This window comes from Micrococcus sp. Mcc89 (assembly GCF_024519795.1).
GTDB lineage: Bacteria > Actinomycetota > Actinomycetes > Actinomycetales > Micrococcaceae > Micrococcus > Micrococcus luteus.
Window position 1 is genome coordinate 1 of the sequence record NZ_JALJRI010000098.1, and the last position, 24,595, is coordinate 24,595.

General features: G+C 74.6%; 25 protein-coding genes. 16 read left to right on the top strand and 9 right to left on the bottom strand.

What is annotated here, in order from left to right; translation table 11 throughout:
* Positions 1–28 precede the first annotated feature (28 nt).
* Positions 29–271 (top strand): hypothetical protein, encoded by a 243-nt coding sequence (locus tag NR072_RS09130; RefSeq protein WP_373021567.1) that lies wholly within the window; start codon positions 29–31, stop codon positions 269–271.
* Between the two features lie 65 nt (positions 272–336).
* On the opposite strand, the gene NR072_RS09135 is transcribed toward NR072_RS09130, so the two are convergent.
* Positions 337–1,137 (bottom strand): peptidoglycan recognition family protein, encoded by an 801-nt coding sequence (locus tag NR072_RS09135; RefSeq protein WP_041103278.1) that lies wholly within the window; start codon positions 1,135–1,137, stop codon positions 337–339.
* A gap of 162 nt (positions 1,138–1,299) precedes the next feature.
* On the opposite strand from NR072_RS09135, the gene glmM reads away from it, so the two are divergent.
* Positions 1,300–2,655, top strand: coding sequence for a phosphoglucosamine mutase (glmM, locus tag NR072_RS09140; RefSeq protein WP_256836944.1), 1,356 nt, complete (start codon positions 1,300–1,302; stop codon positions 2,653–2,655).
* A gap of 8 nt (positions 2,656–2,663) precedes the next feature.
* Complete coding sequence (locus NR072_RS09145) at positions 2,664–2,891, top strand: hypothetical protein (RefSeq protein WP_010080407.1); 228 nt, start codon at positions 2,664–2,666, stop codon at positions 2,889–2,891.
* 94 nt (positions 2,892–2,985) lie between these two features.
* Here the strand turns inward: NR072_RS09145 and mscL are convergent, their stop codons facing one another.
* Genes mscL through coaA form a run of 3 tightly spaced genes read right to left on the bottom strand, consistent with a single transcriptional unit; the run spans position 2,986 to position 5,231 of the window.
* Positions 2,986–3,408 carry a large conductance mechanosensitive channel protein MscL gene (gene mscL, locus NR072_RS09150; protein ID WP_073116799.1) on the bottom strand — a complete coding sequence of 141 codons (423 nt, stop codon included), beginning with the start codon at positions 3,406–3,408 and terminating at the stop codon, positions 2,986–2,988.
* 59 nt (positions 3,409–3,467) lie between these two features.
* Complete coding sequence (locus NR072_RS09155; RefSeq protein WP_178329100.1) at positions 3,468–4,217, bottom strand: D-alanyl-D-alanine carboxypeptidase family protein; 750 nt, start codon at positions 4,215–4,217, stop codon at positions 3,468–3,470.
* A 3-nt stretch (positions 4,218–4,220) separates the two neighbouring features.
* Positions 4,221–5,231, bottom strand: coding sequence for a type I pantothenate kinase (coaA, locus tag NR072_RS09160; RefSeq protein WP_044659424.1), 1,011 nt, complete (start codon positions 5,229–5,231; stop codon positions 4,221–4,223).
* Between the two features lie 74 nt (positions 5,232–5,305).
* Here coaA and galE point away from each other — a divergent pair, with 74 nt between their 5' ends.
* The 12 genes from galE (at position 5,306) to NR072_RS09220 (ending at position 18,039) form a co-directional block, all read left to right on the top strand.
* Entirely contained in the window at positions 5,306–6,361 is a 1,056-nt protein-coding gene (gene galE / locus NR072_RS09165; RefSeq protein WP_144786700.1) for a UDP-glucose 4-epimerase GalE, read from the top strand.
* 50 nt (positions 6,362–6,411) lie between these two features.
* Complete coding sequence (gene glmS / locus NR072_RS09170) at positions 6,412–8,283, top strand: glutamine--fructose-6-phosphate transaminase (isomerizing) (RefSeq protein ID WP_256836949.1); 1,872 nt, start codon at positions 6,412–6,414, stop codon at positions 8,281–8,283.
* 157 nt (positions 8,284–8,440) lie between these two features.
* On the top strand, positions 8,441–10,570 hold the full coding sequence (glgX, locus tag NR072_RS09175) for a glycogen debranching protein GlgX (protein WP_256836951.1): 2,130 nt from the start codon (positions 8,441–8,443) through the stop codon (positions 10,568–10,570).
* On the top strand, positions 10,567–11,298 hold the full coding sequence (locus NR072_RS09180; RefSeq protein ID WP_049146072.1) for a hypothetical protein: 732 nt from the start codon (positions 10,567–10,569) through the stop codon (positions 11,296–11,298). The genes glgX and NR072_RS09180 overlap by 4 nt, the downstream gene beginning before the upstream one ends.
* The gene (locus tag NR072_RS09185) at positions 11,295–11,675 is read left to right on the top strand and encodes a holo-ACP synthase (RefSeq protein WP_036338002.1); all 381 of its coding nucleotides are present in this window, start codon (positions 11,295–11,297) and stop codon (positions 11,673–11,675) included. The genes NR072_RS09180 and NR072_RS09185 overlap by 4 nt, the downstream gene beginning before the upstream one ends.
* On the top strand, positions 11,672–13,249 hold the full coding sequence (locus NR072_RS09190) for an NAD(P)H-hydrate dehydratase (protein ID WP_256836955.1): 1,578 nt from the start codon (positions 11,672–11,674) through the stop codon (positions 13,247–13,249). Before NR072_RS09185 ends, NR072_RS09190 begins: the two co-directional genes overlap by 4 nt.
* Positions 13,246–14,451 (top strand): alanine racemase, encoded by a 1,206-nt coding sequence (gene alr / locus NR072_RS09195; RefSeq protein ID WP_113913794.1) that lies wholly within the window; start codon positions 13,246–13,248, stop codon positions 14,449–14,451. The genes NR072_RS09190 and alr overlap by 4 nt, the downstream gene beginning before the upstream one ends.
* Positions 14,448–15,074 (top strand): tRNA (adenosine(37)-N6)-threonylcarbamoyltransferase complex ATPase subunit type 1 TsaE, encoded by a 627-nt coding sequence (gene tsaE, locus NR072_RS09200; RefSeq protein WP_049146659.1) that lies wholly within the window; start codon positions 14,448–14,450, stop codon positions 15,072–15,074. Before alr ends, tsaE begins: the two co-directional genes overlap by 4 nt.
* A 10-nt stretch (positions 15,075–15,084) precedes the next feature.
* Positions 15,085–15,756, top strand: coding sequence for a tRNA (adenosine(37)-N6)-threonylcarbamoyltransferase complex dimerization subunit type 1 TsaB (tsaB, locus tag NR072_RS09205; protein WP_225348601.1), 672 nt, complete (start codon positions 15,085–15,087; stop codon positions 15,754–15,756).
* Positions 15,753–16,340, top strand: coding sequence for a GNAT family N-acetyltransferase (locus tag NR072_RS09210; protein WP_225348600.1), 588 nt, complete (start codon positions 15,753–15,755; stop codon positions 16,338–16,340). Before tsaB ends, NR072_RS09210 begins: the two co-directional genes overlap by 4 nt.
* Positions 16,341–16,366: 26 nt before the next feature.
* Positions 16,367–17,458: a tRNA (adenosine(37)-N6)-threonylcarbamoyltransferase complex transferase subunit TsaD gene (tsaD, locus tag NR072_RS09215; protein WP_049160281.1), complete on the top strand. Its 1,092-nt coding sequence runs from the start codon at positions 16,367–16,369 to the stop codon at positions 17,456–17,458.
* Positions 17,459–17,508: 50 nt separating this feature from the next.
* Entirely contained in the window at positions 17,509–18,039 is a 531-nt protein-coding gene (locus NR072_RS09220; RefSeq protein ID WP_078025911.1) for a hypothetical protein, read from the top strand.
* A gap of 8 nt (positions 18,040–18,047) precedes the next feature.
* On the opposite strand, the gene NR072_RS09225 is transcribed toward NR072_RS09220, so the two are convergent.
* From NR072_RS09225 to NR072_RS09245, 5 genes are all read right to left on the bottom strand, one after another.
* Entirely contained in the window at positions 18,048–19,079 is a 1,032-nt protein-coding gene (locus NR072_RS09225) for a cation diffusion facilitator family transporter (protein ID WP_095353609.1), read from the bottom strand.
* Positions 19,076–19,570, bottom strand: coding sequence for an ABC transporter substrate-binding protein (locus NR072_RS09230; RefSeq protein ID WP_145951026.1), 495 nt, complete (start codon positions 19,568–19,570; stop codon positions 19,076–19,078). The genes NR072_RS09225 and NR072_RS09230 overlap by 4 nt, the downstream gene beginning before the upstream one ends.
* 5 nt (positions 19,571–19,575) lie before the next feature.
* On the bottom strand, positions 19,576–20,607 hold the full coding sequence (locus NR072_RS09235; protein WP_225348599.1) for an NAD-dependent epimerase/dehydratase family protein: 1,032 nt from the start codon (positions 20,605–20,607) through the stop codon (positions 19,576–19,578).
* Entirely contained in the window at positions 20,604–21,779 is a 1,176-nt protein-coding gene (locus tag NR072_RS09240; protein WP_225348598.1) for an alcohol dehydrogenase catalytic domain-containing protein, read from the bottom strand. Before NR072_RS09240 ends, NR072_RS09235 begins: the two co-directional genes overlap by 4 nt.
* 82 nt (positions 21,780–21,861) lie before the next feature.
* Complete coding sequence (locus NR072_RS09245) at positions 21,862–23,058, bottom strand: glutamate--cysteine ligase (protein ID WP_144825584.1); 1,197 nt, start codon at positions 23,056–23,058, stop codon at positions 21,862–21,864.
* 69 nt (positions 23,059–23,127) lie between these two features.
* Between NR072_RS09245 and NR072_RS09250 the strand changes: the two genes are divergently transcribed.
* Complete coding sequence (locus NR072_RS09250) at positions 23,128–24,459, top strand: methyltransferase (RefSeq protein WP_225348597.1); 1,332 nt, start codon at positions 23,128–23,130, stop codon at positions 24,457–24,459.
* Positions 24,460–24,595 lie beyond the last annotated feature (136 nt).

The window sequence follows — 24,595 nt, forward strand, 5'->3', positions numbered from 1 at the left end:
CCGTCAGCGGGTCATTCCCTGGCCACCTATGGGCAGCTTTTCATGGCCGCTTACATACACGCACACGGCCGACGCCCCGTGGACCGTCGTGAAGTCGAACGACAAGAAGCGCGCCCGCCTCGAGGCCATCCGCCACGTGCTGCACACGCTGCCCTACCCGGACAAGGACGAGCGCATCGTCCACCGCCCCGACCCGCAGATCTGCGGCCCGGCCAACGAGCTGGCCGAGTACGGCGAGGTCTCCGGCGGCTCGTTCCCGCGCGTGCGCTGACCGGGCCGCACACGACGCCGCCCCTCACCGTCCGGGGAGGGGCGCCGTCGTGTGCGGGGGCGGATTCAGCCGCGCTCCTCCTCCACGTACTCCGGGGTGACGTGGGCGTCGTCGAAGAGGTTGTCCGCCCCGAAGCCCTCCGAGACGTGGTACTCGCCCGAGGCCAGGGAGAGGCGGACGTCCTCGCGCAGGATCGGCAGCTTGGCGTAGAACGCGTCGCCGCAGCAGCTGGTGGCGGTGACGTCGCGGTGGCCGATGATGCGGGACGGCGGCAGCTCGTACTGCTGGCAGATGTAGGCGACGAGCGGCACCAGGCCGGCGTAGAGGCTCTGCGGCGGCGGGTTCAGCATGTACAGCCCCTCGCACTCGATGCCGAGCGCATACGCGTTGAACCCGAGCGCGTGGACGCCGAGCATGAACGTCTGTCCGCCCTCGAGCGCGTGCCGGGAGCCGTGGCGGCCCTCCATCGCAAAGCCGCCGCGGGAGACGGTGAAGTGCTGCCCGGTATCGCCCCAGTCGTTCGCGGGGCTCATGTGCGCGTTCTGGACCACCTGTGCGATGCTTTCCGCCGCCTCCCGGGAGCCGTCCGTGACGTTCGGCGTGGTGGTGTGGTGGATCACCAGGTAGGAGGGGCGCTCGTTCAGGGTCTGCAGGTAGTAGTTGGGCTGCATGGCGCCCCACTGCGCCGTGGTGATGATGTCCGGGGCGGGCAGGCGGGTGGCCTGCTCGTCGCCCTCCGAGCTCTGCTCGGCCTGCTCATCACGCCCGCAGCCGGCCACGCCGGCGGCGATCGCCAGGCCCGTGCCGCCCAGCACGCTGCGGCGCGTCCAGGAACGGGAGGGCGGGGGCGGGGTCACGTCGGGCATGGATCGAGGTCCTTCGGGTTCGGGGCGGGGCCTCCCGGGCGGATGTGAGCGGACGGGCGCGCGGCCGCGGGGGCTCGACCGGTCCGATGCTACCGCCCCCCGGCCCGTTTCGTGACCCTCCCGTGATGCAGGCCGCAGGGGCGGCCCCTACACTGACTGATCATGTCGAGATTGTTCGGAACCGATGGCGTCCGTGGCCTGGCCAACGAGACCCTCACCGTGGAGTTGTCCGTCCAGCTGGCCCAGGCCGCCTCGCCCGTCCTCGGCGCGGAGGCCTTCGACGCCGGCCGACGCCCGGTCGCCGTCGTGGCCCGGGACCCGCGCATCAGCGGTGAGTTCATCGCGGCCGCCGTGCAGGCGGGCCTGGCGTCCTCGGGCGTGGACGTGTGGGATGCGGGCGTGCTGCCGACCCCCGCCGCCGCCTATCTCGTGGGGGACCTGGACGCCGACTTCGGCGTGATGATCTCCGCCTCCCACAACCCGGCCCCGGACAACGGCATCAAGTTCCTCGCGCGCGGCGGCGAGAAGCTGACCGACGCGCAGGAGGACGAGATCATCCGTCACCTCGAGGGCGTGACGCCGCGGCGGCCCCAGGGCGCGGACGTGGGCCGCGTGCGCGTCTTCGCGGACGCCGAGGACCGCTACGTCCTCCACCTCCTGCAGACCCTCCCGCACGGGCTGGACGGGCTCAAGGTCGTCTTGGACTGCGCACACGGTGCGGCCGCCGGCTGCTCGCCCGAGGCGTTCCGCGCCGCCGGCGCGGAGGTCGTCGTGATCGGCGCGTCCCCGGACGGGCTCAACATCAACGACGGCTACGGCTCCACCCACCTCGAGAAGCTCCAGGCGGCCGTGCGCGAGCACGGCGCGGACCTCGGCATCGCGCACGACGGCGACGCCGACCGGTGCCTCGCCGTGGACGAGCGCGGCGAGGTCGTCGACGGCGACCAGATCATGGGCGTCATGGCCGTGGCCCTCAAGGACCGCGGCGTCCTGCGGGACGACACCCTGGTCGTGACCGTCATGTCCAACCTGGGCCTGAAGCTGGCCATGGGCCGGGAGGGCGTCCAGCTCGTCGAGACCCAGGTGGGCGACCGCTACGTCCTGGCCGGCATGAAGCTCGGCGACTACTCGCTCGGCGGCGAGCAGTCCGGCCACGTGATCTTCTCGGACCACGCCACCACCGGCGACGGGGTCCTCACCGGCCTGCAGCTCGCCTCGCGCGTCGCCGAGACCGGCACCCCGCTCTCCGAGCTGGCCGCGGTGATGGACCGGCTGCCCCAGGTCCTCGTGAACGTGCGCGGCGTGGACAAGTCCCGCGCCGCCGAGGACGAGGCCGTCCAGGCGGCGGTGGCCGAGGCGGAGGCCCGCCTCGGCGAGACCGGCCGCGTGCTGCTGCGCCCGTCGGGCACGGAGCCGGTCGTGCGCGTCATGGTCGAGGCCCCGGACGAGGAGACCGCCGGCCGGGAGGCCCAGGTGCTGGCCGACGTCGTGCAGCGCGAGCTGCGCCTGCACGACTGACCGGACCGATGACGTCGGACGCGGCCCCCCGGCCCCGCCGCTGGACCCTGTTCGCGGGGCTGCTCGCGGGGCTGGCGGTCCTGTGGTCGGCCGCGTTCCTCGCCGTGGACGCGCCCGTGTGTGCGCGGCAGAGCGCCCCCGTGGAGTGGTTGCCGTGCCTGGATCCGGACCGGCAGGACTCGGAGGTCGCCCCGGACGCCGGGTCCAGCGCGGACCGGACGACGTCGCGGCCCTGAGGGCACGGCCCCGGTGCCGCCGAGGGCATGAAGGAAGGGCGCGGGGCGACTCGCGTGAGTCGTCCCGGGCCCTTCGGCGTCGGACAGGGGGAGATCAGAGGGTGGTGGTCCCGGAGGTGGGGCCGCCGCGGCGCTCGGCGAGCAGGTCGCGGATCTCGGTGAGCACGGCGACGTCGGCGGGCACCTCCTCCTCGGCGGGGTCGATGCCGAGGCGGCGGTTGCGGGCCTCGATCATCTTGTTCATCGGCATCACGATGGCGAAGTACACGGCCGCGGCGATGAGCAGGAAGTTGACGAGGGCGGTGAGCAGCACGCCGAACTTCACGTCGTTGCCGTTGACCGTCAGCACGGCGAACGAGTCGAAGTTCGGCGAGCCCACGGCGGCGGCGATGAGCGGCATGAGGACCGCCTCGACGAGCGCGTTCACGATCTTGCCGAAGGCGGCGCCGATGATGACGGCGACGGCAAGGTCGAGGACGTTGCCCTTCATGATGAAGTCTTTGAATCCCTGGAGCATGGGGAGAATCCTACGTGTCACGAAGGCGGCGCGGTACAGGGTCGAGCGAGTCGTGCGTCTCAGTCCGCGTAGTCGGGTGCCGGAGGCAGACCCCACGCGGTCTCGAGGACGCCGCCGGCCGCCTCGACCCGGGCCGCCTCCGCGGACCCGACGTAGCGCAGGTGCCAGGGCTCGTGGGCGAAGCCCGTCACGTCCTCGGCCCCGACGGGATAGCGGATGACGAACCCGTACTCGGCGGCGTGCGCGGCCACCCAGCGGCCCGCGGCGGTGTCGCCGAAGCACGCTTCCAGGTCACACGCGGGGGTCGCGGCGTCGCCCACGTCCCAGGCCAGGCCGGTCTGGTGCTCGGAGTACCCCGGACGCGCCGAGACGCGGTCGGCCTCGGCGCGGCCCAGCTCGTCGACCCAGTGGCCGTACGTCCGGACCTGGTAGTCGTACGAGCGGTAGGCGCTCAGGGTGGTGAGGCGGTGGCCCGCCGCCGCGGCGGCATCCAGCAGGTCACCGGCCGCCGTCGCGGCCGCCGCCCGCAGGGACAGCTCGCTGCCGGGCACGGCCACCAGATCCGAGGGCGCCCAGTCGGGCGGGGCCACGGGGCGGGTCTTGTTCACGACGACGTCGAGGGTGGCCGGGTCGGCGTGCGTGCCCGACGACGGCGCCGTGCTCGAGGCGGCGCCGGACGACGCGGCCGCGCTCGCGGAGCCGGACGTCGGCGTCGTCGGCGTCGAGGACGGGCCCGCGGCGGGCGTGCCGCAACCGGCCACGAGCAGCGCGAGCGCGGCCAGCGCGGCGAGAGGGAGGGTGCGACGCATGGATCAGACCTTCCTCAGCAGCACGCGGGTCACCTCGTGTTGCGCGTTCTTCGTGAGCACCAGCCGGGCGCGCCCGCGGGTCGGGCGCACGTTCTGCTCGAGGTTCGGGCCGTTGATGGAGTCCCAGATGGACTCGGCCGTCGCCTGAGCCTCGGCGTCCGACAGGGAGGAGTACCGGTGGAAGTAGCTGCGCGGGTCGGCGAAGGCCCCCGAGCGCAGACCCATGAACCGGTCGATGTACCAGGAACGGATCCAGGACGCGCGCGCGTCCACGTACACCGAGAAGTCGAAGAAGTCGGAGACGGAGAGCCCGGCGGTGCCGTCGGCCCGCGTGCGCGGCGGGGCCAGCACGTTGAGCCCCTCCACGATCAGCACGTCGGGACGGTGCACCACCTGTTCCTCGCCCGGCACGATGTCGTAGGTGATGTGCGAGTACACGGGCGCGCGCACCTCCTGCGCCCCGGACTTGACGTCCGCCATGAAGCGCAGCAGCGCGCGGCGGTCGTAGGACTCGGGGAAGCCCTTGCGGGACATGATGCCGCGCTCGTGCAGCACCGCGTTGGGGTGCAGGAAGCCGTCCGTGGTGACCAGCTCGACGCGCGGCGTCGTCGGCCAGCGGCGCAGCATCTCCTGGAGCACACGCGCCGTCGTCGACTTGCCGACGGCGACCGACCCGGCCACCCCGATCACGTACGGGGTGCGCCCCGTCCGCTCGCCGAGGAACGCGTTGGTCGCGCTGCGCAGGGCCGCGGAGGCCTCCACGTTGATGCTCAGCAGGCGCGAGAGCGGAAGGTAGACCTCGGCAACCTCGCGCAGGGACAGATGCTCGCCGAGGCCGCGCAGACGCTCCACGTCCGCCTGGTCGAAGGGCTGCGCCATCTCCGAGGCGAGACGGGCCCAGGTCTGGCGGTCCAGCTCCACGAAGGGGGAGCGCTGGTGGCCGTCGGGCACGGCGTCCGCGGGCTCCTCGGGGCCCACGAGGGGCAGCTCGGAGGTCGGGGGGGTGTAGGTCACCCGATCCATTATGGCCGCGGCCCGCCCGGAGCGGGCCCCCGCGTGACGTCACAGGGCCCGGATAGGATCGGCCCATGCGCGTTCTCGTGACCGGCGGTGCCGGATACCTCGGATCCCACACCGTGCTCACGCTGCTCGAGGCGGGCCACGACGTCCTCGTCCTGGACAGCCTGGTCACGGCGACGACGACGGCGCTCGAGCGCGTCGCCGAGCTCGCCGGGACGCGTCTGGGCGGGTCGCGGCTGCGCCTGCACGTGGCCGACATCCGCCGCCCCGAGGACTACCGCGGGGCGCTCGCGGACTTCGGCCCGGCCGCACTCGTGCACTTCGCCGGGCTGAAGTCGCCCACCGAGTCGATGACCCGCCCCGCCGCCTACTACGACGTGAACGTGGGCGGCACGGCCGCCGTCGCCGAGGCCGCGCTCGCGGCCGGCGCCCGCACGGTCCTGTTCTCCTCCTCCGCGACCGTGTACGGCGACCGCGCGCCGGTGCCGGTCGCCGAGGACGCCGCCACGGACCCGGTCTCGCCCTACGGGCACTCCAAGCTCATGGCGGAGCAGGTGCTGCGCGACGTCTGCGCCACGGTCGACGGCGGCGGGCTGGCGATGCTGCGCTACTTCAACCCGGTCGGCGCGCATCCCTCCGGGCGGCTGGGCGAGGACCCGAGCGGGGTGCCGGCGAACCTCATGCCCTTCGTGGCGCGGGTGGCCTCCGGCGCGTACCCCGAGCTGCGGGTGTTCGGCGCGGACTTCGACACGCGCGACGGCAGCGCCGTGCGCGACTTCATCCACGTGATGGACCTCGCGGAGGCGCACGTGGCCGGGCTCGAATGGCTCGCGGCCCGGGTGGCGGCCGGGGGCGGTACGACGACCCGGGTCTGGAACATCGGCCGGGGCGAGGGCGTCACCGTGTTCGAGATGGTGCGCGCCTTCGAGGCGGTCACGGGCGGCCGCATCCCCTACCGCGTGGTCGAGCGCCGGCCCGGGGACATCGCCGAGTCGTGCGCCGCCGTGGACGCGATCGGCGCCGAGGTGGGCTGGCACGCCCGACGCGATGTGACCGCGATGGTGCGGGACCTCTGGGCCTGGCAGCAGGCCAACCCCGCGGGGTTCTCGTCCCGGACGGAGTGACCCGGCCCGCCGTGCGCCGAAGTCGGGTCCGGCCCGGTATTCTCGTGCGCATGTGCGGAATCGTCGGATACATCGGCCAGCCCCAGTCGGATCGTGAGCACGGCGCTCTCGACGTCCTGATGGAGGGCCTGCGTCGTCTTGAATACCGCGGATACGACTCCGCCGGTGTGGCCGTGGTGGACGGCGGTCAGCTGTACCACCGGAAGAAGGCGGGCAAGCTCGCCAACCTCGCCGAGGAGCTCGCCGAGCACCCCATCCCCACCGGTCTCGTCGGCATCGGCCACACCCGGTGGGCCACCCACGGCGGCCCCACCGACCGCAACGCCCACCCGCATGTGGCGGACGAGGGCCGCCTGGCGCTCATCCACAACGGCATCATCGAGAACTACGCCGAGCTGCGCGAGGAGCTGCTCGCCAAGGGCGTCGAGTTCCTCTCCGAGACGGACACCGAGGTGGCCGCCCGCCTCCTCGCCGACGTCTACCGGAACGCGGCCGGCCAGGACCTGACCCGCGCCATGCAGCTGGCCTCCCAGCGCCTCGAGGGTGCCTTCACCCTGCTGGCCGTGCACGTGGACCACCCGGACCGCGTGGTGGCCTCGCGCCGCAACTCGCCGCTCGTCGTCGGCCTGGGCGAGGGGGAGAACTTCCTCGGCTCGGACGTCTCCGGCTTCATCGACTTCACCCGCGAGGCCATCGAGCTCGAGCAGGACCAGGTCGTGACGATCACGGCCGACGCCGTCGAGATCTCGGACTTCCGGGGCGGCCCCGCCGACGGCAAGCGCTTCACCGTGGACTGGGACGCCTCGGCCGCGGAGAAGGGCGGCTTCGAGACCTTCATGGAGAAGGAGATCCACGACCAGCCCCAGGCCGTGCAGGACACCCTGCTGGGCCGCACGGACGCCGCCGGCGCCCTGATGCTGGACGAGCTGCGGATCGACCCCGAGGAGCTCAAGGCCGTCGACAAGATCATCGTCCTGGCGTGCGGCACGTCCGCCTATGCGGGCACGGTGGCCAAGTACGCCATCGAGCACTGGTGCCGGATCCCCGTGGAGGTGGAGCTCTCCCACGAGTTCCGCTACCGCGACCCGATCATCGACCCGCACACCCTCGTGGTGTCCATCTCCCAGTCCGGCGAGACCATGGACACCCTCATGGCGGTCCGCTACGCCAAGGAGCAGGGCGCCCGCACCGTGTCCATCTGCAACACCAACGGCTCCACGATCCCGCGCGAGTCGGACGCCGTGCTCTACACGCACGCCGGCCCGGAGATCGCCGTCGCCTCCACCAAGGCGTTCCTGGCGCAGATCACCGCCGCCTACCTGCTGGGCCTGTACCTGGCCCAGCTGAACAAGAAGCTGTTCAGCGGCCAGATCAAGGACATCCTGGCGGACCTCGGGGCGATCCCCGGCAAGATCGAGGAGATCCTCGCCGCCAAGGACCAGGTCAAGGAGCTCGCCCGCTCCATGGCCGACGCCACCTCCGTCCTGTTCCTCGGCCGCAACGTCGGCTACCCGGTGGCCATGGAGGGCGCGCTCAAGCTCAAGGAGCTCGCCTACATCCACGCCGAGGGCTTCGCCGCGGGCGAGCTCAAGCACGGCCCGATCGCCCTGATCGACGACGGCCAGCCGGTCTTCGTGGTCATGCCCTCGCCCCTGGACCGTCACTCGCTGCACGCCAAGGTGGTCTCGAACATCCAGGAGGTCCGCGCCCGCGGCGCCCGCACCTTCGCCGTCGCCGAGCGCGGCGACGCGGCCGTGCGCGGCCAGGCCGAGGTCGTCTTCGAGGTCCCCGAGACCCAGCCGATGCTCATGCCGCTGCTGACCACGGTCCCGCTGCAGATCTTCGCCCTCGAGCTCGCCACGGCGAAGGGCTACGACGTGGACCAGCCGCGCAACCTCGCCAAGTCCGTCACGGTGGAGTGATCCGCCGCTGAGGCCACCGAGACCTCTCCTGCCGGGCCCGGCCGCCACACAGCGGCCGGGCCCGCGACGCGTCCGGGACGGTGTCCTCCCGCCCCAGTAGACTCCCCGAGGAGGCCCGCCGCACCCGGCGGGCCGCACGACGAGACCCCGGAGAGTCATGCACACAGTGGAGATCGGCCAGCCGTACCCCCTCGGGGCCACCGTGGACGAGACCGGCACCAACTTCGCCCTCGCGGTCTCCCGCGAGGTGGAGGCGGTCGAGCTGTGCCTCGTCGCCGACGACGGCACGGAGACGCGCATCCCTCTCGAGGAGCGGCACGGCACCACATGGCACGCCCACGTGGCGGGCATCGGCCACGGGCAGCGCTACGGCTACCGCGTGCACGGCCCCTGGGACCCCGCCCGCGGCCTGTGGCACAACCCGGCCAAGATCCTCGTGGACCCGTACGCGCGGGCGTTCACCGGCGACTACGAGTGGGGCCAGCAGCACCACTCGTACGACTTGGACGAGCCGGACCGCATCGACACCTCGGACAACCTGGGCACGAGCATGCTCGGCGTCGTCGTCGCCGAGGACTTCGACTGGGGCGATGACGCCCCACCCGCCGTCGAGCTCACGGACACGGTGATCTACGAGACCCACGTCAAGGGCATGACCAAGCTGCACCCCGCCGTCCCCGAGGAGCTGCGCGGCACCTACGCGGGCATGGCCCACCCGGAGGTGGTCCGCCACCTGACCGAGCTCGGGGTGACCGCCGTCGAGCTGATGCCCGTGCACCAGTTCGTCAACGACGCCACCCTGCAGGAGAAGGGGCTGAGCAACTACTGGGGCTACAACACGCTCGGCTTCTTCGCCCCGCACGCCGCCTACGCCTCCTCCTCGGAGGTGGGCGGCCAGGTCCGCGAGTTCAAGCAGATGGTGAAGGACCTGCACGCCGCTGGTCTCGAGGTGATCCTCGACGTGGTCTACAACCACACGGCCGAGGGCAACGACAAGGGCCCCATGCTCAGCCTGCGCGGGCTGGACAACGCCGGCTACTACCACCTCGTCGAGGGCGACGAGCGGCACTACATGGACTACACGGGCACCGGGAACTCGGTGGACCTCTCCAGCCCCAAGGCCCTCCAGCTGGTCATGGACTCCCTGCGCTACTGGGTCACCGAGATGCACGTGGACGGCTTCCGGTTCGACCTGGCCACCACCCTCACCCGGGTGGAGGGGGAGCAGGGCCCGGACATGTTCTCCGGGTTCTTCGACGTGGTCCGCCAGGACCCGGTGCTGCGCACCGTCAAGCTCATCGCCGAGCCGTGGGACGTGGGCTGGGGCGGCTACCAGGTGGGCAACTTCCCCGGCCTCTGGTCCGAGTGGAACGGCATGTACCGGGACGCGGTACGCGACTTCTGGCGCGGCGAGCCCGGCACCCTCGGCGAGTTCGCCACCCGCCTGACCGGCTCGGCCGACCTCTATGAGGGGGACGGGCGCGGCCCCGGTGCGTCCGTGAACTTCGTCACGGCCCACGACGGCTTCACGCTGCGCGACCTCGTCTCCTACAACGAGAAGCACAACGAGGCCAACGGCGAGGACAACAACGACGGCGAGGCGCACAACCGCTCGTGGAACTGCGGCGTGGAGGGGGAGACCGACGACCCCGAGGTCGTGACGCTCCGCGCCCGCCAGCGCCGCAACTTCCTGGCCACCCTGCTGATCAGCCAGGGCGTGCCCATGATCAGCCACGGCGACGAGCTGGGCCGCACCCAGGGCGGCAACAACAACGTCTACTGCCAGGACAACGAGATCTCGTGGATCGACTGGTCCGCCATGGACGACTCGCTCGTGGCGTTCACCCGCGACCTGATCGCGCTGCGCCGTGACCACGCGGTGTTCCGCCGTCGCCACCACTTCGACGGTCGCCCCGCGGCCCGCGACGTCGAGGCGCCCCTGCCGGACATCGTGTGGCTCGAGCCGGACGCGACCGCCAAGACGGAGGACGACTGGGGCGCCGAGGCCCGGTCGATCGGCTTCTACCTCAACGGGCACATGCTCACCCGCGGGGACGAGGAAGGGGAGGAGCCCTACCGGGACTTCTACGTCCTCATGAACGCGTGGTGGGAGCCCGTGCCGTACACCCTGCCCGGGCCCACGTTCCCGGCGGAGTGGGAGGTCGTCGTGGACACCTCGTCCCACGTCGCCCCGGACGGCACCCGCCCCCGCGTGCGTGCCGGGGACGTGCTTGAGCTCCCGGCCCGCTCCACCGTCGTGCTGCGGCAGGTGCCCGAGGGCGCATGAACGAGCGGGTCGACCGGGGGCGCGTCCGCCGTGGCCTGCCGCGGTGGGCGCGGGCCCTCTGCGCCACCGTGGCCACCCTGGCGGCGCTGGCACTGGCCTTCGGCGCGGGGTGGGCCACGCACGCCGTGACGGATCCGCACCCGGACGACGCACCGCGCGTGGACGCCCTCCTCGTCCTCTACAGCCAGCCCCGCGTCTACGACGCCGCGATCGAGCTCGCCGCGTCCGGCGTCGCCGACCGGCTCTTCGTCTCCGCGTACCTGGGGCCGGACGGGCACGAGAAGCTGTGCGGCGGCCCGGGGGAACGCGACCCGCGGCTGGCCGGCGTCAGCGTCGAGTGCTTCGCGCCCGATCCGGTGACCACCCAGGGCGAGGTCATCCACGCGGCCGACCGCATGCGCGAACTCGGCCTGCACCACCTGGGCGTGCTCACCTTCCACCAGCACGTGGAGCGTGCGCGGCTGCTGGCGGAGCGGTGCTTCACCCCCGAGGCGGGCCGTGTGTCCCTGTACGCGTTCGATGCCGGTTTTGACCGGCTCGGCCGCCTGCAGCACGGCGTCTACGGCGTGCTGGCCTACGGGAAGGCGATGCTCACGCCGGGCTGCGACCAGCAGCTGCCCGGCGTGCTGCAGTGGCCGCTCGACCTGGCCAAGCGACTGCGCGGGCAGCCCGTCGGGGACGAGGCCGGCGCCGTCGTCGTGGGCGCCCGGCGGGCGGGGGCGGTGTGATCGTCGGCGTGGGGGTGGACGTGGTGGACGTCCCGCGGTTCCGGGCGCAGCTCGAGCGCACGCCGGCGCTGCGCGCACGCCTGTTCACCGAGGACGAGCGGGACCTGCCGCTGCGCTCGCTGGCCGCGCGCTTCGCCGCCAAGGAGGCGGTCGCCAAGGCCATGGGCGCCCCGCCCGGGATGATGTGGCACCACTGCTGGATCCCGCGCCCGGACCACGGCGACGGCCGCCCCACCGTGCACCTGACCGGCACCGTCCAGGCCCAGGCCGAGGCCCTGGGCATCACCCACTGGCACCTCTCCCTCAGTCATGACGGGGACGTCGCCACCGCCTACGTGGTCGCCGAACGCCGCGCGGCCGAGGAGGAGTCCGCATGACCGCCGATGACCTGACCCGCATCGCCGTGACCGGCTCGGCCGTGCGCACGGCCGAGGAGCCCCTGCTCGCGGCCGGCCGGGGCCCGGAGCTGATGCGCGCCGCCGCCTGGGCCCTGGCCGAGCACGCCGCCGCCCTGCTGCGTGAGCGCGGCCCCGTGGCCGGGGCGACCGTGGCCGCCCTCGTCGGCCCCGGCAACAACGGCGGGGACGCGCTGTTCGCCCTCGCCTTCCTGCGCCGCCGGGGCGTGGCCGCGGTCGCCGTGCCCGTCCGCCGGGACGACGACGGCGCCCCGCGCTGGCACGCCGAGGGCTGGGCTGCGCTGCAGGCGGCCGGGGGACGCCGCGCGGACGCGGTGCCGCCCGAGGCCGCGCTCGTGGTGGACGGCGTGCTCGGCACGGGCTTCACCGGCGAGTATGAGCTGCCCGCCGCGGCGCGCGCGCTGCCGGCGGAGGCGCTCGTGCTGGCGTGCGACGTGCCCTCCGGCGTGGACGCGGACACCGGCGAGGTGCGGGGGGAGGCCCTCCGCGCGGACGCGACCGTGACGTTCGGCGCCCTCAAGTCCGGTCTCGTCCTCGGGGAGGGGGCGGCGCGCGCGGGCACCGTGCACGTGGTGGACATCGGGCTGGGACCGCACCTGCCGACGTCGCCGGCCGCGCGGCTGGGCGTGATGGACGAGGCCGCCGCACGGACCGCCCACCCGGCCCCCGCGGCCGAGGCCCACAAGTACACGCGCGGCGTGGTGGCCGTCGTCGCCGGATCGGAGCGCTACCCGGGGGCCGCCGTGCTCGCGAGCGCGGGTGCGCTGCACACGGGCGCGGGCATGGTGCACCATTCCGGCCCGCAGACCACCCGGGACCTGGTGCTCGCCGCCCACCCCGAGGCGCTGGTCTCGGCGGAGGGGCCCGAGCCGTCGCGCGCGGACGCCTGGGTGGCCGGCCCCGGCTTGGACACCGAGCACGACGCGCGGCGGCGCTGGGCCGGCGTCCTCGCCGCGCTTGAGGACCGGCCGGAGGCGGCCCTGCTCGCCGACGCCTCGGCCCTGGACCTGGTCACCGCCGCCGAGCTGCGGTCGCTGCGCGCGGCCGGCACGCCCGTGGTCCTGACGCCGCACGCCGGGGAGTGGTCCCGCCTGCGCGAGCGCGTCCCCGCGGACGGCGCCGACGCCGCCGACCCGCTCGCCGCCCTCCGCGCGTGGACGGCCGAACACGGCGCCACGGTCCTGCTCAAGGGCCCGCGCACCCTCGTGGTCGCCCCGGACGGCGAGGCATGGGCCGTGACCGGCGGCGGCCCCGAGCTCGCGATGGGCGGGACCGGCGACGTGCTCTCCGGGGCGATCGGCGCCGTCCTGGCCGCGGACGTGGCGCGGCGCTCGCGGGCGCGCCGGGCCGGGGAGGACCCCGGCCCGGCGCCCACGGCCCGGCTCGCGGCCGCCGCCGCCTGGCTGCACGCCCAGGCCGGGGCCGACCAGGCCCGCGCCGGGCGGATCACCACGGCCACGCTGCCGGCCGCGCTGGGCGCGCGCGTCGCGCACCTGTGGTGGCCGGACGACGCCGAGCCGGAGGCCGTCCGATGAGCCGCGCCGACGTCAGCCCGGCGGACACCGAGCGCGCCGTACGCATCGACCTGGCGGCCGTCCGGCACAACGTGGGCGTGCTGCAGGAGCGGATCCGCCGCCCCGACGGCAGCCGGCCGCTGCTGACCGCCGTCGTCAAGGCCGACGCCTACGGCCACGGCGCGGTGGCCGTCGCGCGCGCCGCCGCGGCCGCCGGCGCGGACCGGCTCGGGGTGGCCCACGTGCGCGAGGCCCTGGCCCTGCGCGCGGCGGGGGTGCGCCTGCCCGTGCTCGCGTGGCTGCACACCGGGGCCACGGACTTCGCCGCCGCGGTGGAGGCGGAGGTGACCCTCGGTGTCTCGGGCTGGGACCTCGACGCCGTCGCCGACGCCGTCCGCGGGCTGCGGTCCCGCGGCGGGGCCGGACCCGAGGCCCGCGCCGTCCTGCACCTGAAGGCGGACACCGGCCTGGGCCGCCACGGCTGCACGCCCGAGCGGTGGCCCGCGTTCGTCGCGCGTGCCGCCGAGCTCGAGGCCGCGGGCCTCGTGCGGGTGGAGGGCGTGTTCTCCCACCTCGGCGTGGCGGACGAGCCGGACCGGGCCGCCGAGACCACGGCGCAGCTGCTGCGGTTCGAGCGGATGGCCGCCGAGGCCGCCGAGACGCTCGGCCACCCACTGCTGCGGCACCTGGCCAACACGCCCGCCACCCTCGCCCGGCCGGACACGCACCTGGACATGGTGCGCGTCGGCCTGGGCCTGTACGGGCTCTCCCCGTTCGCGGACGTCACCGCCGCCGAGCTCGGGCTGCGCCCGGCCATGTCCCTCGTCACCGTCCTGGCCAACGTCAAGGCCGTCCCCGCCGGGCAGGGCGTGTCCTACGGGTTCCGCCACGTCACGGCGGAGCCCACCACCCTCGGGCTCGTGCCCGTCGGCTACGCCGACGGCGTCCCGCGCGTCGTCGAGGGCACGCGCGTCCACGTCGGCGGCCGGAACGTCCCCGTGGTGGGCCGCGTCGCGATGGACCAGTTCGTGGTGGACCTCGGCCCGGACGCCGCGGACGCGCCCGGCGACGCCGTCGAGCTGTTCGGACCGGCCTCTGGCATTCCGGTGGAGGAGTGGGCCGCGGCCGCCGGGACGATCAACTACGAGCTGGTGACCCGCATCGGAGGCCGCGTGGACCGGCAGCACGTGGACCCCACGCCGACCCAGGAGGCCCGCCCATGAGCGACCACGAGATCCCCGCCCCCGGCCCGACCCTGCCGGAGCCCGTGCTGACGGCGACGGTCCCGCTCGAGGGCGCCGACGGCACCCGGGCGTTCGGCCGCGCCCTCGCCGGGGTGCTCCGCACCGGCGACGTGCTGATCCTCACGGGCGACCTCGGCGCGGGCAAGACGACCTTCACCCAGGGGCTGGCCAGCGGATTCGGCGTGGCCTCCGGTGTGGTCTCGCCGACGTTCGTCCTCTCCCGCGTCCACCCCGCCCCGGCCGACGCCCCGGCGGGCACCCCGGACCTCGTGCACGTGGACGCGTACCGGCTGCGCTCGGCGGGGGAGCTCACGGACCTCGACCTGGACGCGAGCGTGGACCGCTCCGTGACCGTCGTCGAGTGGGGCCGGGGCATGGCCGAGTCCCTCGCCGGGTTCCCCGAGGACCCGGACGCCTCGTGGCTGGACATCGAGATCGTCCGGGCCCGCGGGGGTGAGGACGCCCCCGCGGCCTCGGCGGGGGAGGGCGAGGACGGCATCGTCACCGACTTCTCCGACGAGGACGGGGGCCAGGCCGAGGAGCTGCGTACTGCCGTCGTGACCGGCCGCGGCCCGCGCTGGGCCGGCGTCGTGCTTCCGTAGACTGGCGGCCATGGCCCTGCTCCTCGCGATCGACTCCTCCGCCGCCGCCTCCGTCGCCGTCCTGCGGGACGGTGAGGAGCTCGCGCGCTGGGCCACGGACGACACCCACGCCCACGCCGAGGTGCTCGCCCCCGCGGTGCAGACCGTGCTCGGCGAGGCCGGCGTCACCGGCACCGCGCTGGACGCGCTCGCGGTCGGTGTCGGCCCCGGACCCTTCACGGGGCTGCGCGCGGGCCTGGCGACGGCGGCCGCCCTCGGCCTGGCGTGGGACGTGCCCGTGCACGGGGTCCGCAGCCTCGACGCGCTCGCCCACGCGGCCGGCGTCGACGCCTTCCGCCACGGGATCGAGGAGTTCGTGGTCGCCACGGACGCCCGCCGCCGCGAGGTCTACTGGGCCCACTACGCGCAGGTCGGCGGGCAGCCGACGCTGCTGCACGGCCCCTTCGTCTCGCCGGCGGACGAGGTCACCCCGCTGCCCGTCTACGGCGCGGGGGCCGGGCTCTACCCCGAGGCGCTGCGCGCGGTGCCGGACTGGGAGTCGGCCACGCCGTCCGCCGTCGGGGTGGGGCAGGTGGCCGAGCTCGCCCTGCGGCGCGGCCGAGGCCTCGTGCCCGCCGAGCCGCTCTACCTGCGCGAGTCCGACGCCACGGTCCCCGGCCCCCGCAAGCGGGCGGGCGCGTGAGCCCGGCCGAGCCGGCCCCGACCGGCGACGGGCGCCCCGCCGAGGACGAGCACGGGCTGCCGCCCGGGTACCTGCTGCGCCCCATGACCGTGTGGGACATCCCCGAGGTGCTCGCCCACGAGGCCACGCTCTTCCCGCTCGACGCCTGGCCCGCGCACTTCTACGAGGAGGAGCTCGCCCAGACCGGCCCCGCCGGCGGGCGGGACGCGCACGGCCGCCCGCCCACCCGGGACTACCGCGTGGTCGTCCGCGACGTGGCCGCGCCCGGCTCCGCGGACGACGACGGCCCCGCCCCCGGTGAGATCGTCGGCTACGGCGGGATCATGGTGGTCGGCGACGTCGCCGACGTGCAGACCGTGGGCACGGTCGCCGCGGCGCAGGGGCGGGGGATCGGGGCGGCCCAGCTGCGCTGGATGGCCGCGGAGGCCACGGCGCGCGGCGCGAGCGCCCTCATGCTCGAGGTCCGGGCCTCCAACGCCGTCGCCCGGCGGCTCTACGTGCGCCACGGATTCGAGGAGCTGCACGTGCGTCGCCGCTACTACCCGGGCGGCGAGGACGCCGTGATCATGCGCAAGCCCCTGTGACCGGGCCGCTCACTAGACTGGAGCCCATGCCCACCGCCACCGCAGCCCCCCTCGTGCTCGGCATCGAGTCCTCCTGCGACGAGACCGGCGTCGGCGTCGTCCGCGGCACCGCCCTGCTGGCCCACGAGGTCGCCTCCTCCGTGGAGGAGCACGTGCGCTTCGGCGGCGTGATCCCGGAGATCGCCGCCCGCGCCCACCTCGAGGCCCTCGTGCCCACGATCCGCCGCGCGCTGGACACCGCCGACGTCACCCTCGCGGACCTCGACGCGATCGCCGTCACCTCCGGCCCGGGTCTGGCGGGCGCGCTCATGGTGGGGGTCGCGGGGGCGAAAGCGCTCGCCACGGCCCTCGGCACGCCCCTCTACGGCATCAACCACCTCGTGGCGCACGTGGGCGTCGGCATGCTGGACGGCGTGCGGCCCGCGCAGTGGGACGACCTGCCCGCGGACCTGGGCGCGCTGCTCGTCTCCGGCGGGCACACCGAGATCCTGCGCGTGGGCCGGATCAGCTCCGAGGTCGAGCTGCTGGGCTCGACCATCGACGACGCGGCCGGCGAGGCGTACGACAAGGTCGCCCGGCTCATCGGGGCGGGCTACCCCGGGGGCCCCGTGATCGACCGGCTCGCCGCCCAGGGTGACCCGACGGCCTTCCGCTTCCCGCGCGGGCTCACCGCGGGCAAGTTCGTCGGCAGCGCCGAGGAGCCCGGCCCGCACCGGCACGACTGGTCCTTCTCCGGGCTGAAGACCGCCGTCTCCCGCGCCGTGGAGCAGTTCGAGGCCCGCGGGCTCGAGGTGCCGCGCGCGGACATCGCGGCCTCCTTCCAGGAGGCCGTCGCGGACGTGATCACCGCCAAGGCCGTCCGCGCCTGCCGCGAGCACGGGCTCACCCACCTGATGCTCGGCGGCGGCGTCGCGGCGAACTCGCGCCTGCGCGCCCTGCTCGCCGACCGGTGCCGCTCCGCCGGCATCGAGCTGACCGTCCCGCCCGTGAACCTGTGCACCGACAACGGGGCGATGGTCGCCGCACTCGGCGCACGCCTGGTGCGCGACGGCGTCGCCCCCTCCGACGCGTGGTTCGGCGCGGACCCGGGACAGCCGGTCGAGGTCGTCAGCGTCTGAGCGCGCCCGGCCTCTTGCCGCCACGCCCACGCGTTCCGTAGGCAAGGCCCATGACCGGTCATGATCACCCCCGCCCCGAGTCCATCTCCGCCGCCGTGGACGAGCAGATGCTGGCGGACTTCCTCAACCAGCACCTGCTCGGCTCCCGCTCCGGTGTGAAGGCGTTCCGCGCCGCCGAGCAGACCTGGGCCGGCACCCCGCAGGAGGCCGCGCTGCGCCGCCTCGGCGACGCCGTCCAGGACGACCAGGACCGCCTCGAGGCGCTCATCGGCGAGCTGGGCCTCCGCACCCCGCTGGTGGACCGGGCCGCCGGCGCGGCGGCCGAGGTCGGTGGACGTCTCAACCCCGTGAACGCGCTGCGCACGCGCGGGTCCGGCTGGACGCAGATCGAACTGGACCTGCTGCAGGGCATGCTCCAGGCCAAGTCCGCGATGTGGGACGTCCTCGAACAGCTCGCGCCGCACCTGCCGGCGGTCGACGCCGCCGAGATGCAGGCCCTGCGCCAGAGGACCGCCGACCAGCAGCGCGAGGTCCAGCGCATCACCTCCGCCACCCTCGAGGGACGGTTCCTGGCCGGCTGAGGCCCGGGCTACTCCTCGCCCGTCTGATGCTCCCCGGACCGGCCGCCGTGCACCTCGGCGGGCAGCTCGTCCACCGGCGCGACGACGACGTCCTGCAGCTTCCAGTCCAGCGCGGCGATCGCGTCCCGCAGCGCGCAGCAGCGGGCCACCGTCACGTCCGCCCCCTCGTGCGGCACCACGAACATCTCCACGTGGAACACGTGGCCCTCGTCTCGGACGCGGGCGCCCGCATGGCGCACCCACGGCTCCGCCCAGGCGACCCGCTCGGCACGGTCGATGAGCGGGTGCGGCCGGGCGCCGTCGATCGTGGCGGCGCGGCGATCCGCCAGGTTCGTGACGGCCTCCTTCAGGTTCTTCCAGCCGTCCAGCACGATGCTCACGCCCACGAAGATCGCCGCAGCGGAGTCCGCCCACCACCAGCCCAGGCCGATGCCGGCCACGCCGACGATGGTCGCCACGCCCGTCTGCCAGTCCGCCTTGTTCATGTCCGCGTCCGCGTACAGCACGCGGTCGTGGAGCTGCTCGGCCAGCTTGAGCTTCTTGTGGCCGAGGATCATGGGCCCGGGCACGGACAGGGCCATCACGGCCATCATGAACCAGCCCTGCCACACGGTGTGCCCGAACAGGTCGAACGTGCCGATGGGCGGGTGCTCCGCCGTCACCAGGCCCAGGAGGGAGTCGCCGACGAGGACCACGCCCATCACGGACAGGGCGACGGCGGCCACGAGGTGCCCCACCCCGACGGACCGGTGAGAGCCGTAGGGCCGGGCCCGCGTCGGGGCCATGCGGGCCACGCGCAGGGCGACGAGGAACGCGATCGGCGGGATCAGGGAGAGCAGGTCCTCGATCCACGCGGCCCGCATGGCCTGCGAGGAGCCCATCACGAACGCCACGAGGACGATCGTGACCACGATCACCCCCAGCGTCGCCCATTCGAGCCGCTTGGCCTGCTGGACCACGCGCTCGATCTCCGGGGGCAGCTCCGTGGCGCCGAACCGGCGCCCGCTCGGCCCCGTCTCCCGGGTGTCCCGCCGCGTCATCGGGCCTCCTCCGCTGCGCGCTGGTCGAAGTACGCCTCGAGGGCCGTGAGCATCTGATTCTCACCCAGGGGCACGGCCATCACGAGCTTCACCGGCTCGCCGTCCGGGCCCTCCGCCTCGGCGTAGTCGCGGGTGATGCTCGCGTGCGACGTCCACGGGGACGCCGAGGTCAGGCCGCCGGCCACCAGGTCCATGTCGCCCTTCTCCAGCGCGGTCATGAGCGCCTCCTCCCCGGCCACGGTCCACTCGACGCGTGCGTCGTGCGCCGCCGCGAAGCCGCGGATCAGGTCGGGCTCGGGGCCGACGGGCTCGGCGCCCGAGGCGTCCACGTGGGGCGGGTGGTGCACGACGCCGGCGCGCAGCACCCCGCCCGTGACGCGGTCCAGGGTGCCGTCCGGGTCGGCGGGGTAGCCGGAGGAGGTGCAGGCGGTGAACCCGAGGGCGACGCCCCCGAGCAGGCCCGTCAGGGCGGCCCGACGGGTGATGGTCATCGTCCTCATTCCGTGGGCGAGTGCGAGCGGTGCCCGGCGTTGCCGAGGCCTTCGGCGCCGTCGAGATGGTCGAGCACGAGGCGGACCGCCTCCCGGGCGTCGGTGGTCTCGGACCAGCCGGTCGCGGCGCGCAGGGCCGTGGTGTCCATGATGGGCACCGCTGCGGCCATGTCCACCCACCCCGGGTCGGTGGGCTGCAGCCGTGCCCGGTAGCTCAGCGCCGCGGCCGCGCGGAACAGGCCCACGGGCAGCTCCAGGATGCGGCGCGCCCCGAGGACGGTGCCCATGGTGTGCGCGTCCAGCACGGGGTCGGCGGCCACATTGAAGGCGCCGCCCGCCCGGTGGACGATCACGCGCCAGTACGCGTCCGCCACGTCCTGGGCCGTGAGCGCCTGGAATCGCAGGCCCCGCGGGAACGGAAGCACCGGAGTGCGCAGGCGGGCGACCAGCCGGGCGGGGACGAGGTCGCCCAGGAAGTAGTCCTTGATCTCGGGCCCGGCGGCGGACTGGAAGATCAGCCCGGGGCGCAGCCGGGTCACGAGCAGCTCGGGGTGCTCGGCCTGCACGCGGTCGAGGATCGACTCGACCTCGGCCTTCTGCGCGGCGTAGTGCGAGGTGGGGACCCCGGTGGTGGGATGGGACTCGGGCACGGCGCGGCCCTTCGGCCCGGGCCCGTACGCGCCCACCGAGGACGCGTAGACCAGGTGGGGCACGCCCGCCTCGGCCACGGCCCGGAACACCCGCTCGTTGCCGGCCACGTTGACGGCGCGCAGGTGGTCGCGGTCGCGGTTGGGGCGGATCACCCACACCAGGTCGACGACGGCGTCGGCGCCGGCCACGATCTCGCGCAGCCGCCCCGCCGCCGTGGGCTCCGCCACGTCCAGGCGGTGCCACTCGACGCCGTCGTAGGGCGCTCCGGCCCGGTCCGGGCCGCGCCGGCTCACGCCCGCGATCGAGCTCACCTCGTCCGCGGCCTGGAGGCGGTGCAGGACAGCGGTGCCGACGTTGCCCGTCGCGCCCAGGACGACGATCCTCACGGCTTCAGTACCACCTTGACGCAGCCGTCCTCCTTCTTCTGGAACGTCTCATAGAGGGCGGGCGCGCCCTCGAGCGAGGCGGTGTGCGTGGTCAGGTCGAGCACGCCGAGGGGGTCGGACGGGTCGTCGAGCAGGGGCAGCAGGTCGTCCACCCAGCGACGGACGTTGCACTGGCCCATCGTCAGGGTGACCTGCTTGTCGAACAGGGTGAGCATCGGCATCGGGTCCTTCATGCCGCCGTAGACCCCGGAGAGCGACACCGTGCCGCCGCGCCGGACCGCGTCGATCGCGGTGTGGAGGGCGCTCAGGCGGTCGACGCCGGCGGTCTTCATGGCCGCCCGGCCGAGCGCGTCGGGCAGCAGGCCCACGGCGGTGTGGGCCGCATGCCCCGCCGGGGAGGCGTGCGCCTCCATGCCGACCGCGTCCACGACCCCGTCGGGGCCGCGGCCGCCGGTGCGCTCGCGGAGCGCCTCGGCCTCGCCGCCGTCGGCGTCCAGGACCTCGATGCCGTGCCGGGCCGCCATCGCGCGGCGCTCGGGGACCGGGTCGACGCCGATCACCCGGTACCCCAGGTGCACGCCGATGCGTGCCGCCAGCTGGCCGATGGGGCCGAGGCCGAGCACCGCGAGCGTGCCGCCGTCGGGGACGTTCGCGTACTGGACCCCCTGCCAGGCGGTGGGGACGACGTCCGAGAGGAACAGCCACTGCTCATCCGGGCCGGTGTGCGGCACCTTCACGGGGCCGTAGTCCGCGTGGGGCACGCGCAGCAGCTCGGCCTGTCCGCCGGGGACGGAGCCGTAGAGCCGGGAGTAGCCGAAGAGTGCGGCGCCGGAGCCCTGCTCCCGCACCTGGGTGGTCTCGCACTGGGACTGCAGCCCGCGCTGACACATCCAGCACCGCCCGCAGGAGATGGTGAAGGGCACGACCACCCGGTCACCGGGCCGGATGTGGGTGACCTCGGACCCGACCTCGCGGACGATGCCCATCGGCTCGTGGCCGATCACGTCCCCCGCGTCCATGAACGGCCCCAGGACCTCGTACAGATGCAGGTCCGACCCGCAGATGCCGGTCGAGGTGACCTCGATGATCGCGTCCGTCGGCTCCTGGATCCGAGGATCCGGGACGTCCTCGACGGTGACGTTGCGCTTTCCCTGCCATGTGAGTGCTCGCATGGTGGGACCGTAGCCGCGCCGGGCGGGCCGGCGGAAGCCTGGAGGCGCGGCGGGGCGGCAACCTCGCCGGGGGAGCGGCCGCTCAGCCGGTGCGGCCGTCCAGCGACGCGCGGGTGCGGGCGGCGGCGTCCAGCACGACCGCGCGCAGCGGGGCCACCGCGTCATCCGTGTCCTCACCCGCGGCCGGCGGGCCGGCCAGGGCCTGTGCCTCCACGCGACGCTGACGCGCGGCGCCGCCGTCGTCGATCATCGCCTGGACGCCGGCGAGCTCCGCCGCGCAGCCCAGCCGCTCCGCGACCGGGGTCAGTCGCTCGATCTCCGCCGGCAGGTGCTCCGCCAGCGGGACCTGGGTGCCCCGGGCGTCCACGATCACGGTGGCGTCCATGCCGTACCGGGCGGCGCGCCACTTGTTCTCCTGCACGTGCCACGGCGGCAGGACCTCGACCGTCTCGCCGCGCTCCAGGCTCGCGGACAGGTCGTCCACGAGGCACTGCGTGTAGGCGGTCACGGCGGCGATCTCCTCGAGCGTGGCCAGGCCGTCGCACGCGCGCATCTCCACCGTGCCCAGGCGGGGCACGGCCCGCACGTCCCAGCGGCACTCGGTGACGTCCGCGATCATGCCCACCTGCTCCATCTGGGCCACGCAGCGCTCGAAGTCCTCCCACTCCTGGAACTGGAACGGCAGGCCGGCCGTGGGCAGCTGCTGGAACAGGAGGGTGCGCTGGGACTGGTAGCCCGTGTCCGTGCCCGCCCAGAAGGGGGAGGAGGCCGAGAGTGCGAGCAGGTGCGGCACGCGGTTGACCAGGCCGTTCACCACCGGCATGGCCTTGGAGACGTCGTCCAGGCCCACGTGCACGTGCACGCCGAAGATCAGCATCTGCCGACCCCAGTACTGGGTGAGATCCAGCATGCGGTCGTAGCGCTCGCTGGGCGTCGAGGGCTGCGCGATCGCGTCCGCGAACGGGTGCGTGCCCTGGCAGAACAGGGAGATGCCCCGCGCCGCCGCGGCGTCGGCCACGCGCGCGGCGATCCGGCCGAGGTCCGCCGTCGCGGCGTCGACGCGCTCGTGCACACCCGTGACGAGCTCCACCGTGTTCTGCAGGAGCTCGCTGGTCATGTGCGGGTTCACGTCGTCCTCGGCGAGGCCCTCGGTCACATGCAGGGCGCGCAGCAGGTCTGGGGCCTCGGAGCGCAGCTCGCCGGACACGGCGTCCACGAGCGCGAGCTCCCACTCGATTCCGAGAGTGGACTGCGCGGAGTCGGCGAAGGGCAGAGTCATGCCGCCCATCCTAGAAGCCCCTGCCGGCTCTGCGCCCGGTGTCCACGCTTCGGACCTAGGGTGGGGCGCATGGCCCGTCCCCGCCCCGCCTCCCGCTCGCCGCGCCCCACGGCCGCCGCCTCGGAGGCGGACGCCACCGCCCTGGCCCCCGTCCTCGAGGCGGAGGGCCGGGCCCTCCTCGACTCCCTCGCCGGGTACCGGGAGGCCGACGCGCTCGCGGTCTCCTCCCGCCTGCGTGCGGCCGGGCATCCGCCCGAGCGCGTGGCCGCCGCGCTGACCCAGGCCGCGCTGCGGTCCCGGGCGGAGGCCCGCCTCGGGCGGCAGGCGCGCCGGATGCTGTTCACCCGCGACGGCCTGGAGCAGGCCACCCGCCCGCTGGTCGCGGGCCTGCACGCGGACCGGCTGGCGGCCGCGGGGGCCCGGCGCGTCGCCGACCTCGGCTGCGGTCTCGGCCTGGACGCGCGCGCCTTCGCCGACCGGGGCCTGGACGTCGTGGCGGTGGAGCGGGACGCCGTCGTCGCCGCGGCCGCCGAGGTGAACCTCGCCGGCCACCGCGGTGCGCGTGTGGTGCACGGCGACGCCGTGGCCTGGGCCCGCGCCCACGTGCCCGCCGAGGCGGACGCGGTGTGGCTGGACCCCGCCCGCCGTCAGGTCGGCGGGGGCGGGTCCGCGCGCGTGTTCGACCCCGAGGCGTTCTCCCCGCCCCTGAGCGTCGTGACGGACATCGCCGCGACGGGCGTGCCGGTGGGTGTCAAGCTCGGCCCGGGGCTTCCGCACGAGGCCGTGCCGGCGGGCGCCGAGGCCGAGTGGGTGAGCGTCGACGGCGACGTCGTGGAGGCCGCCCTGTGGTTCAACGCGGCGGCCCGCCCCGGGGTGCGGCGGGCGGCGCGCGTCATGACCGTCCGGGGTGGGGAGACGACGACGGCGCAGCTCGTCTCCGGCGCGGACTTCGGCGACTCGCCCGAGGTCGAGGCCGTGGGGGAGGAGGGCATGGCGGGGCTCGTCGGCGCGGTCCTGCACGAGCCGGACGGCGCGGTCATCCGGGCCGGACTCGTGACGGACCTGGCCGTGTCCTGGCCCGTGCCGACGCGGCAGCTGGACCCCCACCTGGCCTACCTCGTCGCGCCCGAGCCCGTGCACGACGGCCTGGCCCGCGCCCATCGGATCGAGGCGGTGCACGGCTTCCACCTGGCCTCCCTGCGGCGCTGGGCGAAGGAGACCGGGGTGGGCCGGCTGGACGTGAAGAAGCGGGGCATCCGCGAGACGCCCGAGGAGGTCCGTCGCGCCGTCCTCGGCGGGACGAAGCCGGGCCGGCGTGGCGGGGCCGGACGGCACGCCACCCTCGTGCTGGCGCGCGTGGGTCGGTCGCGGTTCGCCCTCGAGGTGACGCCGTTGGACTGACGGGGCTCGAGGCCGCGGGCCCCGGGCGGCGGGAGCCGTCGAACCCCCGTTGGGGGATTACGGCACCCTCGTGTACGGTATTCGACTGAGGCAAGGCTCACCTCCACGGGAGCGCGCCCACCACCCCGACTGCTCA

Excerpts from the sequence above, each read along its gene's own strand:
- NR072_RS09130 (WP_373021567.1), top strand. The coding sequence starts at position 29 with ATGGGCAGCTTTTCATGGCCGCTTACATACACGCACACGGCCGACGCC.
- NR072_RS09135 (WP_041103278.1), bottom strand. The coding sequence starts at position 1,137 with ATGCCCGACGTGACCCCGCCCCCGCCCTCCCGTTCCTGGACGCGCCGC.
- glmM (WP_256836944.1), top strand. The coding sequence starts at position 1,300 with ATGTCGAGATTGTTCGGAACCGATGGCGTCCGTGGCCTGGCCAACGAG.
- NR072_RS09145 (WP_010080407.1), top strand. The coding sequence starts at position 2,664 with ATGACGTCGGACGCGGCCCCCCGGCCCCGCCGCTGGACCCTGTTCGCG.
- mscL (WP_073116799.1), bottom strand. The coding sequence starts at position 3,408 with ATGCTCCAGGGATTCAAAGACTTCATCATGAAGGGCAACGTCCTCGAC.
- NR072_RS09155 (WP_178329100.1), bottom strand. The coding sequence starts at position 4,217 with ATGCGTCGCACCCTCCCTCTCGCCGCGCTGGCCGCGCTCGCGCTGCTC.
- galE (WP_144786700.1), top strand. The coding sequence starts at position 5,306 with ATGCGCGTTCTCGTGACCGGCGGTGCCGGATACCTCGGATCCCACACC.
- glmS (WP_256836949.1), top strand. The coding sequence starts at position 6,412 with ATGTGCGGAATCGTCGGATACATCGGCCAGCCCCAGTCGGATCGTGAG.
- glgX (WP_256836951.1), top strand. The coding sequence starts at position 8,441 with ATGCACACAGTGGAGATCGGCCAGCCGTACCCCCTCGGGGCCACCGTG.
- NR072_RS09180 (WP_049146072.1), top strand. The coding sequence starts at position 10,567 with ATGAACGAGCGGGTCGACCGGGGGCGCGTCCGCCGTGGCCTGCCGCGG.
- NR072_RS09190 (WP_256836955.1), top strand. The coding sequence starts at position 11,672 with ATGACCGCCGATGACCTGACCCGCATCGCCGTGACCGGCTCGGCCGTG.
- alr (WP_113913794.1), top strand. The coding sequence starts at position 13,246 with ATGAGCCGCGCCGACGTCAGCCCGGCGGACACCGAGCGCGCCGTACGC.
- tsaE (WP_049146659.1), top strand. The coding sequence starts at position 14,448 with ATGAGCGACCACGAGATCCCCGCCCCCGGCCCGACCCTGCCGGAGCCC.
- tsaB (WP_225348601.1), top strand. The coding sequence starts at position 15,085 with ATGGCCCTGCTCCTCGCGATCGACTCCTCCGCCGCCGCCTCCGTCGCC.
- tsaD (WP_049160281.1), top strand. The coding sequence starts at position 16,367 with ATGCCCACCGCCACCGCAGCCCCCCTCGTGCTCGGCATCGAGTCCTCC.
- NR072_RS09220 (WP_078025911.1), top strand. The coding sequence starts at position 17,509 with ATGACCGGTCATGATCACCCCCGCCCCGAGTCCATCTCCGCCGCCGTG.
- NR072_RS09225 (WP_095353609.1), bottom strand. The coding sequence starts at position 19,079 with ATGACGCGGCGGGACACCCGGGAGACGGGGCCGAGCGGGCGCCGGTTC.
- NR072_RS09230 (WP_145951026.1), bottom strand. The coding sequence starts at position 19,570 with ATGACCATCACCCGTCGGGCCGCCCTGACGGGCCTGCTCGGGGGCGTC.
- NR072_RS09240 (WP_225348598.1), bottom strand. The coding sequence starts at position 21,779 with ATGCGAGCACTCACATGGCAGGGAAAGCGCAACGTCACCGTCGAGGAC.
- NR072_RS09245 (WP_144825584.1), bottom strand. The coding sequence starts at position 23,058 with ATGACTCTGCCCTTCGCCGACTCCGCGCAGTCCACTCTCGGAATCGAG.
- NR072_RS09250 (WP_225348597.1), top strand. The coding sequence starts at position 23,128 with ATGGCCCGTCCCCGCCCCGCCTCCCGCTCGCCGCGCCCCACGGCCGCC.